This window comes from Pseudomonas sp. ML2-2023-3, assembly GCF_037055275.1.
In the GTDB taxonomy this organism is placed as follows: Bacteria; Pseudomonadota; Gammaproteobacteria; order Pseudomonadales; family Pseudomonadaceae; genus Aquipseudomonas.
Window position 1 is genome coordinate 4338125 of record NZ_CP146343.1, and the last position, 13724, is coordinate 4351848.

General features: G+C 57.0%; 13 protein-coding genes. 7 read left to right on the forward strand and 6 right to left on the reverse strand.

Going from position 1 to position 13724, the window contains the following annotated elements:
* Positions 1 to 23: 23 nt before the first annotated feature.
* Positions 24 to 860 (reverse strand): S1 RNA-binding domain-containing protein, encoded by an 837-nt coding sequence (locus tag V6P94_RS20030; RefSeq protein WP_219262941.1) that lies wholly within the window; start codon positions 858 to 860, stop codon positions 24 to 26.
* 358 nt (positions 861 to 1218) lie between these two features.
* On the opposite strand from V6P94_RS20030, the gene V6P94_RS20035 reads away from it, so the two are divergent.
* Together V6P94_RS20035 and V6P94_RS20040 are read left to right on the forward strand one after the other, a co-directional pair.
* A complete protein-coding gene (locus V6P94_RS20035) occupies positions 1219 to 1398 on the forward strand; it encodes a hypothetical protein (protein WP_003441690.1) in 180 nt (59 codons plus the stop codon).
* 191 nt (positions 1399 to 1589) lie between these two features.
* A complete protein-coding gene (locus tag V6P94_RS20040) occupies positions 1590 to 2312 on the forward strand; it encodes a TorF family putative porin (RefSeq protein WP_219262940.1) in 723 nt (240 codons plus the stop codon).
* Positions 2313 to 2441: 129 nt separating this feature from the next.
* Here V6P94_RS20040 and V6P94_RS20045 read toward each other — a convergent pair whose 3' ends face one another.
* Entirely contained in the window at positions 2442 to 3788 is a 1347-nt protein-coding gene (locus V6P94_RS20045) for a DEAD/DEAH box helicase (RefSeq protein WP_133078990.1), read from the reverse strand.
* 192 nt (positions 3789 to 3980) lie between these two features.
* Here V6P94_RS20045 and V6P94_RS20050 point away from each other — a divergent pair, with 192 nt between their 5' ends.
* Entirely contained in the window at positions 3981 to 5267 is a 1287-nt protein-coding gene (locus tag V6P94_RS20050) for a mechanosensitive ion channel family protein (protein ID WP_338648457.1), read from the forward strand.
* An 85-nt stretch (positions 5268 to 5352) separates the two neighbouring features.
* Here V6P94_RS20050 and V6P94_RS20055 read toward each other — a convergent pair whose 3' ends face one another.
* From V6P94_RS20055 to V6P94_RS20065, 3 genes are all read right to left on the reverse strand, one after another.
* Positions 5353 to 5913 carry an alpha/beta hydrolase gene (locus V6P94_RS20055; RefSeq protein ID WP_133078988.1) on the reverse strand — a complete coding sequence of 187 codons (561 nt, stop codon included), beginning with the start codon at positions 5911 to 5913 and terminating at the stop codon, positions 5353 to 5355.
* Between the two features lie 41 nt (positions 5914 to 5954).
* Positions 5955 to 6815, reverse strand: a complete 861-nt coding sequence (locus tag V6P94_RS20060; protein ID WP_219262939.1) for a carboxylate/amino acid/amine transporter — start codon at positions 6813 to 6815, stop codon at positions 5955 to 5957.
* A 261-nt stretch (positions 6816 to 7076) separates the two neighbouring features.
* Complete coding sequence (locus V6P94_RS20065; RefSeq protein WP_133078987.1) at positions 7077 to 7676, reverse strand: FMN-dependent NADH-azoreductase; 600 nt, start codon at positions 7674 to 7676, stop codon at positions 7077 to 7079.
* Positions 7677 to 7831: 155 nt separating this feature from the next.
* Here V6P94_RS20065 and V6P94_RS20070 point away from each other — a divergent pair, with 155 nt between their 5' ends.
* The 4 genes from V6P94_RS20070 to aqpZ all read left to right on the forward strand — a co-directional run bounded on the left by V6P94_RS20070 (position 7832) and on the right by aqpZ (position 12344).
* Complete coding sequence (locus tag V6P94_RS20070) at positions 7832 to 8755, forward strand: LysR family transcriptional regulator (protein WP_133078986.1); 924 nt, start codon at positions 7832 to 7834, stop codon at positions 8753 to 8755.
* Between the two features lie 162 nt (positions 8756 to 8917).
* The gene (locus tag V6P94_RS20075; RefSeq protein ID WP_338648462.1) at positions 8918 to 9481 is read left to right on the forward strand and encodes a peptidylprolyl isomerase; all 564 of its coding nucleotides are present in this window, start codon (positions 8918 to 8920) and stop codon (positions 9479 to 9481) included.
* A 128-nt stretch (positions 9482 to 9609) separates the two neighbouring features.
* Positions 9610 to 11442, forward strand: a complete 1833-nt coding sequence (locus V6P94_RS20080; RefSeq protein ID WP_219262938.1) for an ABC transporter ATP-binding protein — start codon at positions 9610 to 9612, stop codon at positions 11440 to 11442.
* 200 nt (positions 11443 to 11642) lie between these two features.
* On the forward strand, positions 11643 to 12344 hold the full coding sequence (gene aqpZ, locus V6P94_RS20085) for an aquaporin Z (protein WP_133078984.1): 702 nt from the start codon (positions 11643 to 11645) through the stop codon (positions 12342 to 12344).
* A gap of 18 nt (positions 12345 to 12362) precedes the next feature.
* Here aqpZ and V6P94_RS20090 read toward each other — a convergent pair whose 3' ends face one another.
* Positions 12363 to 13487 carry a GNAT family N-acetyltransferase gene (locus V6P94_RS20090; protein WP_133078983.1) on the reverse strand — a complete coding sequence of 375 codons (1125 nt, stop codon included), beginning with the start codon at positions 13485 to 13487 and terminating at the stop codon, positions 12363 to 12365.
* Positions 13488 to 13724: the final 237 nt, after the last annotated feature.

Consider the following 13724-nt stretch of genomic DNA (forward strand, 5'->3'; position numbering starts at 1 on the left):
CTCGCCAGCCTCCCTGCGTCAGTTCAGATCAATTCGATGCGGTCCGGGTGGATCGCAATCTTGCCTTCCTTGTACAGCGCGCCAATGGCTTTTTTGAAGTTGCCCTTGCTGACGCCAAAATGGTTGCTGATCACTTCAGGAGCACTTTTGTCGCTGACTGCCAGCACGCCGTTATTGTCGCGCAACTTGCTGAGGATCTTTGAGTTCAGGCTGCTGGCTGCTTCCTGGCCGACCGGTTGCAGGCTCAGGCTGATTTTGCCGTCAGCGCGGATTTCCTTGATGAAACCTTTCTCTTGCTTGCCCGCACGCATGAACTTGAAGATTTCATTTTTGTGGATCAAACCCCAGTGCTTGTTGTTGATCACGGCTTTGAAACCCATGTCCGTGGCCTCGGCCACCAACAGATCAACTTCCTGGCCTACCTGATAGTTGGCCGGGGTTTTGTCCAGATAACGGTCCAGACGGGCAGTCGCGGTGATACGGCGTGTGTGCTTGTCGAGGTAGACGTGCACCACGACATATTCGCCGGCGGTCATCTGGCGTTTTTCTTCGGAATACGGCAGCAGCAAATCTTTTGGCAGCCCCCAATCGAGGAATACACCAATGCTGTTAACTTCAACCACTTTAAGACTGGCGAACTCACCGACCTGAACTTTTGGTTTTTCAGTGGTGGCAATTAACTTGTCAGCGCTGTCCAAATAAACAAATACGTTGAGCCAGTCTTCATCTTCACTGGGAATATCTTTGGGAATATAACGATTCGGCAACAGGATTTCGCCGTCTGCCCCGCCATCGAGATACAAACCAAAACTTGTATGTTTAACCACTTGCAAACTGTTGTAGCGACCGATTAAAGCCATGTCCAATACCCTCATTACGTAGGCGGCATTCTACCCGAGTTTAGGGGGGCAAATTGGAGCGCCGCGACCCGGTATTCAAAAAATCTGTGAAAGGTTTGATTTATCAGGATTTTCTAACGCTGTCAGGCTGCCACTCGTCAGCCTGCAGGAGGCCACCCTCCCGTCCGGCAGCACCTGAACATGTTTAAAATCCCTCCACTGTTATGAATTAAAACAGCGAGTTAGCAGGCAATTAGACACTTGCTTATGTCTTCACCGACACCACCTCTATTATTTTACGAAGATATTTAACAAGCAATTGTCAAGTATTTCTGGTACTATCGCTGGCCAAGTTATTTTCTAAAGGTCAATAGCCGCCATGCGCGTTAAAGCATCTGCCAGCAAAGCAAAGCCAGCTCCCGCTGTAGAAACCAGTGATTCCATCAATGCTCAAATCGAAGCATTCTTGAAATCCGGCGGCGAGATCCAGCAAATCAACAAAGGCGTCAGCGGCCAAACTTTTGGCCCGTCCAAGCAAATCACGCTCGGCAAGAAGTAATACCCCCCTCGCGTCATCTGGTCCTCTTGCGCTTTGCCTTCCAAGGCGCTAGGACTATCGATTTATCCCACCCTTGCGCCACATCCCTGATTCGAATCGATAAATCGACGAACGGCACTTTATTGCCGATATTCCTGCGTATGCTCCAAAGGCTCTGAATCAAGCCTTTGAGCCCATATAGGGAGCCGATTATGCTCACACGGGCGGTACTGCTGACCGGCACGTTGCTGGCCAGCACGATTGTAGATGCACAGGTCTTTTCCCGCGAACTGGGCAACTTCGACCTCAAACTGGCCACACAGCCCAGCCGCAGCATGGCTCAGGGCCTGGTCAAGCCTACAAGCCCCGGCTCGACCTTTCATGGCGGCCTGGACCTGACCCATGACAGTGGCTGGTACGCTGGCCAATGGGCACCCACCATGGGCATCAAGCCTGGCAGCAATCTGGAAGTTGATTCCTACCTGGGCTACAAACACCCCTTCGACCAAACCCTGAGCTACGAGCTGGGGGTAATCCACTACAGCTACCCTAAACTCGACTCACTGGACAGTCAGCAGATTTTTGCCGGCCTGACCGTGCTGGGTACGCGCTTTGGCGCCGCTTTCAGCAACGACCCGGACCGACGCGACAGCACACTGTTTGCCGACCTGGGGGTCAACCAGCCCTTCGGTATCGGAGTGAGCATGAAATACACCACCCACCAATTGGGCTCCCCCGTATCCATTGCCGATGGTGGCCGCGTGAGCGCTTTCAATGACTGGTCGATAAAATTTTCCCGCCCCTGGATGGGCATCGACCTGGATCTGATCTACAGCGACTCCAGCCTGGACGGCACAGACTGTTCAGCGTATTCGGGGCAAAACGCCCAGTGTGATGGCTTGCTGACATTCAAGGCCGAGCGAACTTTTTACTGAGCCCTGATTTATTGTGGGAGCGGGCTTTCCCACGACGTCGATCTACCTGACAAACAGCAACGCCTACAGCCTTTTCAGACAACAAAAAACCCGGCACAGGCCGGGTTTTTTGTAGGTTACACCTGCGCTTTATTCAGCAGCCGGTGCTTCTGGCTTGCGGCGCTTGAGCGGAGCCATGCCGTCCTTGCTGACCAGCGACAGTGCATCAGTCTTCGGGCGGTTGGCAATTTTGCGCTTGGTCGGAGCCTTGGCGCCCGACTTCTTCTTGACACCCTTGGCGTCGGTTTTTTTCTTCTTCACACCAACAGCTTTGCCCGAGGCCTTGACGTTTTTCGGACCGCCGTAAACGCCTTTGACTTCCTTGATGGTGCGGCGCTCGAAGCTCTGCTTCAGGTAGCGCTCGACGCTGGACATCAGGTTCCAGTCGCCGTGGCAGATCAACGAGATGGCCAGGCCATCGTTACCCGCACGACCCGTACGACCAATACGGTGCACGTATTCGTCGCCGCTGCGTGGCATATCGAAGTTGATCACCAGATCCAGGCCTTCAACGTCCAGGCCACGGGCCGCCACGTCGGTGGCTACCAAAATCTTGACGCCGCCCTGCTTCAGGCGGTCGATGGCCAGCTTGCGGTCCTTCTGGTCTTTTTCACCGTGCAAGACAAACGCTTTGTAGTCCTGAGCCACCAGACGACCGTAGATACGGTCAGCCATAGCGCGGGTATTGGTGAAAACGATCGCTTTTTGGTACGTCTCGTTTGCCAGCAGCCAGTTAACAATCTGCTCTTTGTGCTGGTTGTGGTCAGCGGTGATGATTTGCTGACGCGTGGTAGCGTTCAGCTGGCTGACCTGATTGAGCTGCAAGTGCTCGGCATTGTTCAACACCTTGCCGATCATCTCGCGCAGACCCGAACCACCGGTGGTGGCCGAGAACAGCATGGTCTGCTGGCGATTAGGGCACTCGTCGACCAGACGCTGGACGTCTTCGGAGAAGCCCATGTCGAGCATGCGGTCGGCTTCGTCGAGTACCAGCACTTCAACTTCTTTCAAGTCGAGGTTGCCGGCATTCAGTTGCTCCAGCAAACGACCCGGGGTGCCGATCAGGATATCCGGCACCTTGCGCAGCATGGCGGCCTGGACCTTGAAGTCTTCACCGCCGGTGATCAGGCCGGACTTGATGAACGTGAACTGCGAAAAACGCTCAACTTCCTTGAGCGTTTGTTGTGCCAGCTCGCGGGTCGGCAGCAGAATCAACGCTTTGATACTTACACGGATTTTGGCTGGACCAATCAGACGATTCAGAATCGGCAGTACGAAAGCGGCAGTTTTACCACTCCCGGTTTGAGCTGTAACCCGCAGGTCACGCCCTTCGAGCGCGAGCGGGATGGCCGCTGCTTGCACAGGCGTAGGCTCGACAAATTTAAGCTCGGCCACAGCTTTAAGCAGGCGTTCGTGCAGGGCGAAATCGGAAAACACGGGTGCTACCTCGAAGAAATACAAAAAATCAGCGGCATAGAGTAACGGTTTCGAGCGCCAAGGCCGAGTTACTTTGCACGAACGGCATGAAACAAATGGTTTTTTAGGGTCTTTAGTCCAACCTGAGCCCATAAATTGCTCTGAAGTGCTCTAATCCCATGGCCATTTATTACTGGGATATCGTTTTAGCTTATGGAAACTCAACCACTCTGGACCCAAATCCGGACCCTTTGGGCAAACCTGGATCAACATCCCTGGGTCAGTGCCATGCTGGGTCTGATCGTTCTGGTGGGCATTGCCCTGCTGGCCGGTCACATTGCACGCATCCTGGTGTTGCGCGTGACCAAAATCCTGGGCCGTCAGCCGGCCCTGCACTGGATCAACGATTTACGCGAACACAAGGTGTTCCATCGCCTGGCGCAATTGACCCCCTCCCTGATGGTGCAGTTCGGACGCAACCTGGTGCCGGACATGAGCGACAACGGTCGCCACTTCCTTGGCAACCTGGCGCTGGCCATAACCATTTTTGTGCTCACGCGTGTGATCAGCTCACTGCTGGATGCCTTGCTCGATATCTATTCGCGCACCAATTACGCAAAGACCCGGCCGATCAAGGGCTACATTCAGCTGACTAAAATGCTGCTGTATGTGTTCTCCGCAATCATCATTGTCGCAACCCTGATCGACCGCTCGCCAATGCTGCTGCTCTCCGGCCTTGGCGCAATGTCTGCTGTCATTCTGCTGGTCTACAAGGACACGCTGTTGTCGTTTGTGGCCAGCGTGCAGTTGACCAGCAATGATTTGCTGCGCGTAGGCGACTGGATCGAGATGCCGCAGGTCGGTGCCGATGGCGATGTAATCGACATCACCCTGCACACCGTCAAAGTACAGAACTTCGACAAAACCATTGTCTCGATTCCGACCTGGCGTTTGATGTCCGAATCGTTCAAAAACTGGCGTGGCATGCAGCAGTCCGGCGGACGCCGGATCAAGCGCAGCCTGTATATTGACGCCGCCGACATTGCTTTTTTGACCGATGAGCAGGAGCAGCGCCTGGAACAGGTACGCCTGTTGAGCGATTACCTGCATCGCAAGAAAGCAGAGCTCAAAAGCTGGAACGAAGCCCAGGGCAATGTCGCAGCCATGTCTGCCAACCGTCGGCGCATGACCAACATAGGCACTTTCCGCGCCTATGCCCTGGCCTACCTGAAAAGCCATACCGACATTCAGCCGAACATGACCTGCATGGTCCGCCAGATGCAAGCCACGCCACAGGGTGTACCCCTTGAGGTGTATTGCTTTACCCGGACCACGGTGTGGAGCGAATACGAGCAAATCCAGGGCGATATTTTCGACTACCTGTTGTCAGTGCTGCCCGAATTCGGGCTCAGCATGTATCAGCAACCGAGCGGCAATGACCTGCGCAAAGGATTGCTGAGCAAGCTGAATACTCCGCTGGAGCTGTCCAAAGACGATTGAACCCTGTGGGAGCGGGCTTGCTCGCGATTCGGGTGATGCCATCGCGTGCAAGCCCGCTCCCACAGTTCCATCACCCATAATGCGCTCAGGCTTGCTTGAACTGTGGATCGCCTGTGAGCTTGAACAACAACTCGATCCCTTGGGGCCAGTTGCCATAGCCCCCCTCACCATTGATGTGCCCGGCATTTTCCAGCCATACCAGTTCGCTGCCCCAGGCATCGCTGAATGCGCTGGCCCGCTCCTGGGTGACATAGGGGTCGTTGGTACTGGCGACGGTAATTGCGTCAAAAGGCAGGGTATTGAGCGGCATCGGGCTGAAACCCGTTGTGCCTGGCGGATAACTGTCGGCTTCGGTATCGCTGGGCGCGACCAGCAGTGCCCCACGCACACGCCGCGCCTCTTTGGGGTGCTGCTGCGCCCAACGGGCAATCAGCGTGCAGGCAAGGCTGTGGCCCACCAGCACCACAGGACGCTCGCTCTTGGTGATCTTTTTCTGCAGGTTCTGCACCCAATCCGTACAAACGGGGGTTTCCCAGTTCTCCTGCTTGACCCGGTGCAGCCCGCTGTAGCGCTGTTCCCAGTGAGATTGCCAATGCTCTGTTCCCGAATTGAACAGGCCCGGCAAGATCAACACCCTGACTGTCATTCCGACTCTCCCTTTAGGCGATAGATGGACTGTGGTTGACCTTAGACCGTCACAGCCCTGCGGTCTAGCCGGCTGATCCACACGGCAAATGCAATCACCAGCCCGCCGATGAACAGTCGCCCCAGCGGCTCGTGCTGGTTCCAGATCAGCAAACTGATCAACAGGCCGACCGGCACATGCAAAATGTTCATCACAGCCAACGTGCCAACCCTGACCATGCACGCGCCTTTGTTCCACCAGTACAGGCCCAGGGCCGTAGAAATCAGCCCCAGAAATACCAGAACACCCCACTGCAAGGGAGCCTCAGGCAGGAAGTTGGCCTTGCCAAATAGCAGGAAGGCCGGCAACACCACTGCCAAAGCCCCCAGATAAAAGAAACCAAACCGCTGGTAATGCGGCACGTCGCTCGGGTAACGCGCCACCAGGCGCTTGTACAACACCTGCCCGGCGGCATAGGTGAAATTGCCCAATTGCAGCAACAGGAAGCCTCCAAAGAAGTCCGGGCTGATGCTGTCAAAGCGAATGACCGCCGCCCCCGCTACAGCTACAAGTGCCGCCACCAGCGCCCACGGGTTGAAACGGCGATTAAGGGCATCTTCGATCAGGGTCACATGCAGCGGAGTGAGGATGGTGAACAACAGCACCTCCGGCACTGTAAGCACCCGAAAACTCAAGTACAGACAGACGTAAGTGATGCCGAACTGCAGGGCACCGATCAGCAGCATGCCACGCATAAAGCCAGGCTCTACCTGACGCCAGCGCGTCAGGGGGATGAATACCAGCCCCGCCAGCACCACACGCACCAGCACCGCAAAGTAGCTGTCGACATGTCCAGCCAGATACTCGCCAATCAGGCTGAAGGAGAATGCTTGAATCAAGGTGACAATTAACAGATAGCCCATGAATCTCTCGCCCAGGAAATCGAAACGGCTCTCCGGCAAAAACACCCGCGAGCGCATCAGAAGGTCCGCGACCTTAGCGGTTTTCCATCAACCTTTACCATCACCCTGCAAAACCCGGACAAAAAAAACCCGATCCGGCGCTATGGCTGATCGGGTACGAGCACTCAAAAAAGTGCAAAGGGAGGTTCGATGCGCGAACCGCATGCTTGAAGGAGCAATGAAGCGATTAAGCCATTCAGCGATTATCTGTCGATTAACAGCCTATGAGATTGCAGACAGCCTGGCCTTGGCCTGGTTTAAACCTTTTTCCTGGAAGTCACCGCCCAGGTTCATGCCTTCGGCATGGATAAAGGTCACATCGTGAATTCCGATAAAGGCCATGACCTGACGCAAATAGGGTTCCTGATGGTCCGAGGTGCTACCCGCGTACAGCCCGCCGCGCGCAGTTAAAACGTATGCTTTCTTGCCGACCAGCAGTCCTTGCGGACCGGTTTCGGTGTACTTGAACGTCACGCCAGCCCGCAATACGTGGTCAAGCCAGGCCTTGAGAGTGCTCGGAATCGCAAAGTTGTACATCGGGGCCGCGAGCACCAGTACATCCGCTGCCAGCAGCTCATCGGTGAGCTCATTGGAGCGCTGCAGGGAAACATGCTCGTCAGCGCTGCGTTGTGCTTCGGGCTTCATCCAGCCACCCAACAGGTTGGCATCAAGATGCGGCACCGGGTTCAGGGCCAGGTCACGAACGGTCACTTGATCAGCTGGATGTGCCGCTTGCCACTGGCTGACGAACTGCCGGGTCAACTGTCGGGAGAATGAGTCCTGCTGGCGTGCGCTGCTTTCAATGATCAGAACGTTGGACATGGCGGATAAGCTCCATCTGTAAATACGGTAAGGCGATGGCGCAGAGAATAGAGAGCATTGGTTCGATTAAAAAGCGCATTTATTTGCTACAACCTATCTATAAACCTGTTTATTTAGCGGTATCCTGTCAGCACTCCCATTCAGAGGTAATCATCGTGAAAGCGCCCCGCGTGACCCTTGATCAATGGCGCACCCTGCAAGCGGTGGTCGATCACGGCGGCTTTGCTCAAGCCGCCGAAGTCCTCCATCGCTCGCAGTCGTCTGTCAGCTACACCGTGGCACGCATGCAGGATCAACTCGGCGTGCCGCTGCTGCGGATCGACGGACGCAAGGCGGTGCTCACCGAGGCGGGCGGCGTGCTGCTGCGCCGCTCCCGGCAACTGGTCAAGCAGGCCAGCCAGCTCGAAGACCTCGCCCATCACATGGAGCAAGGCTGGGAAGCCGAGGTCCGCCTGGTGGTCGACGCGGCCTACCCCAATGCACGGCTGGTGCGTGCCCTGACCGCCTTCATGCCGCAAAGCCGTGGTTGCCGCGTGCGCCTGCGCGAAGAGGTGCTGTCCGGCGTCGAAGAAGTCCTGCTCGAAGGCGTGGCTGACCTGGCCATCAGCAGCTTCAATATTCCCGGTTACTTGGGCACCGAGTTGAGCACCGTGGAATTTGTTGCCGTGGCTCACCCCGACCACCCCCTGCATCGCCTGCAACGGGAACTGCATTTCCAGGATCTGGAAAGCCAGCTGCAAGTCGTGATTCGTGACTCCGGGCGCCAACAGCCCCGTGACGTGGGCTGGCTCGGCTCCGAACAGCGCTGGACCGTCGGCAGCCTGGCCACGGCGGCCGCCTTCGTGGGCAGCGGGCTGGGCTTTGCCTGGTTGCCGCGGCACATGATCGAGCGCGAACTCAAGGAAGGTGTGCTCAAACCGTTGCCGCTCAATCAGGGCGGCAAGCGTCACCCGGTATTTTTCCTGTACGCCAACAAGGACAAGCCTCTGGGCCCTGCCACACAAATCCTGGTTGAACTGCTGCAAACTTTTGACACGGCCCCGCTGGATGCGCCGTTTGCAGCACCGCAGCAAGCGTGAAGATCAGTGGGCAGGAACCCGATTCGAGAATATCCTGTCCAACACCCGCCGCCCGTGAACATCTGCCATTACCGGATGTAGCACGGGCATTGGTTCAAACCACAGGGCGCCACTGCCTGCGTGGCATTGAACAGTCACCCCACTTTCCAGGATCACTGAACCATGCTTAAAAAAATTGCACTTGCCGCTGGCGCCATGCTGTTTGCTGCCAACCTGATGGCTGCCGATACATCCAAGACACCTCATGTCGTTCTGGATACCAGCTTCGGCAAGATCGAAATCGAACTGGATCCGGTCAAGGCTCCGATCAGCACTGACAACTTTCTCAAGTATGTGGACAGCGGCTTCTACAACAACACCATTTTTCACCGTGTGATCCCGGGCTTTATGGTGCAGGGCGGAGGTTTCACCTCGCAGATGGCGCAAAAGCCGACCCGCGACCCGATCAAGAACGAAGCCAGCAACGGCCTGCATAACGTGCGCGGCACCCTGTCGATGGCTCGCACCTCCAACCCGAACTCTGCCACCAGCCAGTTCTTCATCAACGTGGCAGACAACGCGTTCCTGGATCCGGGCCGTGACGCCGGGTACGCCGTATTTGCCAAGGTTGTGAATGGCATGGATGTGGTTGATCAGATCGTCAACTCGCAAACCACCACCAAACAAGGCATGCAGAATGTGCCGATCGACCCGGTGCTGATCAAGTCGGCCAAGCGTATCGACTGACAGGCTGCACACAGCAGGGAGCTTTGACCTGTGCCCCGTAGCAGCTGCCGAAGGAACGAGGCTGCGTTACTGCTACGGGATGGGTAACGTCAACTAAAGGAGAGCCCGCGCTGCGGGCGTCAGTGCCCATGCTTTATCGCCGTTTCGAACAACTGATCGATATCTTCCGCGAAGCCCCTACCGCAGCCCCTCCCAGCACTGTCTGGGCGTTTTATCTCTACTACCTGCGCCAGGTCTGGCCCATGTTTGTCGCCTTGCTGGTGATCGGGCTGATAGCGGCACTGATCGAAGTCTCGCTGTTCAGCTACCTGAGCACGCTGATCGATCTGACCCAGGGCACGCCCAATACCGAATTCTTCAAGGTCCATAGCAGCGAACTGATCTGGATGGCCGTGGTGGCACTGATCATCCGCCCGGTGTTCTTCGGCCTGCATGACCTGCTGGTACACCAGACCCTGAGCCCGAGCATGACCAGCATGATCCGCTGGCAAAACCACAGCTATGTGCTCAAGCAAAGCCTCAACTTCTTCCAGAACGACTTTGCCGGCCGCATTGCCCAGCGCATCATGCAAACCGGCAACTCGCTGCGTGACTCAGCCGTTCAGGCGGTCGACGCCCTGTGGCACGTGCTGATCTACGCCATCAGCTCACTGGTATTGTTTGCCGAAGCCGACTGGCGCCTGATGATTCCACTGCTGATCTGGATCGCATGCTACATCGGCGCCCTGTACTACTTCGTCCCCCGGGTCAAAGAGCGCTCCGTGGTGTCCTCCGATGCGCGCTCAAAACTGATGGGGCGTATCGTCGACGGCTACACCAACATCACCACCCTGAAGCTGTTTGCCCATACCAATTTCGAGCAACAGTACGCTCGCGAAGCCATTATCGAGCAAACCGAAAAAACCCGGCTGGCCAGCCGCGTGGTCACCAGCATGGACGTCACGATCACCACCATGAACGGCTTGTTGATCGTCAGCACAAGCGGCCTGGCGCTGTGGCTGTGGAGCCAGTCGCTGATCAGCGTCGGTGCCATCGCCCTGGCCACCGGCCTGGTGATCCGCATCGTCAACATGTCCGGCTGGATCATGTGGGTGGTCAACGGTATTTTTGAAAACATCGGCATGGTGCAGGACGGTCTGCAAACCATTGCACAACCCATTGCCGTCACTGACCGTGAACAGGCACCACGCCTTAATGTCAGCCGCGGTGAAGTGCGCTTTGAGCACGTCGACTTCCATTACGGCAAACGCAGCGGCATCATCAGCGACCTCAACCTGGTGATAAAACCCGGCGAAAAAATCGGCCTGATCGGACCTTCCGGCGCGGGCAAGTCGACCCTGGTCAACCTCTTGCTGCGCCTGTACGACCTGCAAGGCGGTCGCATCCTTATCGACGATCAGAACATCGCCGAAGTAACCCAGGAAAGCCTGCGCGAACAGATCGGCATGATTACCCAGGACACTTCGCTGTTGCACCGCTCGATTCGTGACAACTTGCTGTACGGCAAACCTGACGCTACCGACGAAGAACTGTGGGCAGCCGTGCGAAAAGCCCGGGCCGATGAGTTTATCCCGCTTCTGTCCGACGCTCAGGGCCGCACCGGTTTTGACGCCCACGTGGGCGAGCGCGGCGTCAAGCTGTCCGGCGGTCAACGCCAGCGGATTGCCATTGCACGGGTACTGCTCAAGAACGCACCGATCCTGATCATGGACGAAGCCACCTCGGCACTGGACTCCGAAGTCGAGTCCGCGATCCAGGAAAGCCTCGAAACCCTGATGCAGGGCAAAACCGTCATTGCCATCGCCCACCGCCTTTCAACCATCGCCCGCATGGACCGTCTGGTGGTGCTGGAAAACGGCCATATCGCACAAACCGGAACCCACAGTGAACTGCTCGCACGGGGAGGTCTGTACTCACGGCTTTGGCAACATCAAACGGGTGGTTTTGTAGGCATCGACTGAGACCGTAAACACGCAACTGTAAAGCCCGTGAAACACCACGCCAGCGCCCGGTTTCAAAGGGCTCTGGCGTTTTTTATGGCACTGGAAAAAACCCGGGCGAGTGCTGTACTTAAACCAGGATTCGGGAGAGTTCTGTAGTTAACCGCAGGACGCGACGCAGCTTCAATTGCTCGATAGATTTATCTATCCGGGACCTTCAAATGACCTTGCTCAAACGTTCGGCAACTGAGTTGGTAGGCACTTTCTGGTTGGTTCTTGGCGGCTGTGGCAGCGCAGTACTCGCTGCAGCCTTCCCCAACGTGGGTATCGGGCTGCTAGGGGTCGCACTGGCTTTTGGCCTTACCGTACTGACCATGGCATTCGCTATCGGGCATATTTCAGGCTGTCATCTGAACCCCGCCGTATCCTTCGGGCTGTGGGTGGGTGGCCGGTTCCCTGCAAAAGAGCTACCCGCTTACATCGTGGCCCAGGTTCTGGGAGGCATCATCGCCGCCGCACTGCTGTACTTCATTGCCAGCGGCAAACCCGGGTTTGATCTGGCTGCAAGCGGGCTGGCAGCCAATGGCTATGGCGACCATTCTCCCGGTGGCTACTCGATGATCTCGGGACTGGTATGCGAAGTGGTGATGACGGCCATGTTCATCCTCATCATCATGGGTGCCACTGACACGCGAGTCCCTGCAGGCTTCGCTCCGATCGCCATAGGGTTGGCGCTGACGCTGATCCACCTGATCTCGATCCCGGTCACCAACACCTCGGTCAACCCGGCACGCAGCACAGGCCCGGCCTTGATCGTGGGCGGCTGGGCGCTTCAACAACTGTGGATGTTCTGGCTGGCGCCACTGGTGGGCGCAGCGATTGGCGCACTGACCTATCGATGGCTGGGCAAACAGGACAGCTGAGCATTGAGGCGGCGAGGTTCAGGCCTGCCGGTAGGGCAGCGCCGACCTCGCCTCTTCTGCATACGCCAGCACCCCTGCCCGCTCACGCTGCAGAAAGTCACTGACAGCCGATTTCAGCCCCTGATGACGCAGGTAATGCCATGAGTGAGTGATCACCGGCTCAAAGCCGCGGATCAGCTTGTGCTCGCCTTGGGCACCGGCATCAAAACGCTTGATACCCTGAGCAATGGCGTAATCCATACCCTGGTAGAAACATGTCTCGAAATGCAGGCGATCAAACTCGGCCAGGCACCCCCAGTAACGACCATACAAACTGTCACCACCGATCAGGCTGAACGCCATCGCTACCGGGGTCGAGCCCTGCCTGGCCAGCACAACGCGAATGGATTCGGGCATACGCTCGGCCAGCAGACTGAAAAACGCCCGCGTCAGGTAAGGTGTTTGTCGCCGTACTGCGTAGGTATTGGCGTAACAGGCGTAGACAAAATCCCATTGCGCCTCACTGACCTGTTGACCCTCCAGCCATTCGAACTCGAACCCCTGAGCGGCCACTTGCTCGCGCTCTTTGCGCATCTGCTTGCGCTTGCGGGAGCTCAGGGCATCAAGAAAGTCCTGAAAATCGCGGTACTCGCGGTTCTGCCAATGAAACTGGCAACCGAGCCGCTGCATCCAGCCGGGCTGTTGCGCCAGGGCTGTATCGGCCAGCGTATCGGTGAAATTGATATGGGCACTCGAAAGCCCCTCAATCTCAAGATAACCGGGCAAAGCCGCCAGCAACTCCATCCCGTCCTCGGCGCTGGCGGCCAACAATCGAGGACCACTGACCGGGCTGAACGGTATGGCCGTCAACAGCTTGGGGTAGTACTCGATGCCCGCCCGCTCGCAGGCCTGCGCCCATTCGTGATCGAACACATATTCGCCGTAGGAGTGCCACTTGCGGTAGCTGGGTAACGCTGCTTGCAACTGCCCGTTTTCGTAGTGCAGCAAGTGCTCGGGCTGCCAGCCGGAATGCGGACCCAGGCAGCCGCTGTCTTCAAGCGTGCTGAGAAAGGCGTGCCGCAAGAACGGCTGCTCCACCGGCACCAGCCCATCCCATTCCTGAGCGGTGATGGCGGACAGGCTGTCCAGTCGTTGTAACGGCATTGAGAATCCCCGGGCGCGACATGTGAGCCGCGATGGTAGCACCGCAACCGAGGTGGGCGCTGATGTCACGCAGTGATGCCTGCGCGGGCAAGCTCGGCTCCTGCAGGTTTGGCGTCCGCCGCGAGTGTCACTGACTTGCTATCAGACTGCCACTTTTCTGTCATATCCAGCCGCGATACTGGCGCCGCTTCTTAGATCACGAGGTTATGAGTGACTTGTTTGCCAACACGCTCATGA

Coding starts and splice junctions, on each gene's coding strand:
- V6P94_RS20030 (WP_219262941.1), bottom strand. CDS start 860: ATGGCTTTAATCGGTCGCTACAACAGTTTGCAAGTGGTTAAACATACA.
- V6P94_RS20035 (WP_003441690.1), top strand. CDS start 1,219: ATGCGCGTTAAAGCATCTGCCAGCAAAGCAAAGCCAGCTCCCGCTGTA.
- V6P94_RS20080 (WP_219262938.1), top strand. CDS start 9,610: ATGCTTTATCGCCGTTTCGAACAACTGATCGATATCTTCCGCGAAGCC.
- aqpZ (WP_133078984.1), top strand. CDS start 11,643: ATGACCTTGCTCAAACGTTCGGCAACTGAGTTGGTAGGCACTTTCTGG.
- V6P94_RS20040 (WP_219262940.1), top strand. CDS start 1,590: ATGCTCACACGGGCGGTACTGCTGACCGGCACGTTGCTGGCCAGCACG.
- V6P94_RS20060 (WP_219262939.1), bottom strand. CDS start 6,815: ATGGGCTATCTGTTAATTGTCACCTTGATTCAAGCATTCTCCTTCAGC.
- V6P94_RS20075 (WP_338648462.1), top strand. CDS start 8,918: ATGCTTAAAAAAATTGCACTTGCCGCTGGCGCCATGCTGTTTGCTGCC.
- V6P94_RS20050 (WP_338648457.1), top strand. CDS start 3,981: ATGGAAACTCAACCACTCTGGACCCAAATCCGGACCCTTTGGGCAAAC.
- V6P94_RS20065 (WP_133078987.1), bottom strand. CDS start 7,676: ATGTCCAACGTTCTGATCATTGAAAGCAGCGCACGCCAGCAGGACTCA.
- V6P94_RS20090 (WP_133078983.1), bottom strand. CDS start 13,487: ATGCCGTTACAACGACTGGACAGCCTGTCCGCCATCACCGCTCAGGAA.
- V6P94_RS20055 (WP_133078988.1), bottom strand. CDS start 5,913: ATGACAGTCAGGGTGTTGATCTTGCCGGGCCTGTTCAATTCGGGAACA.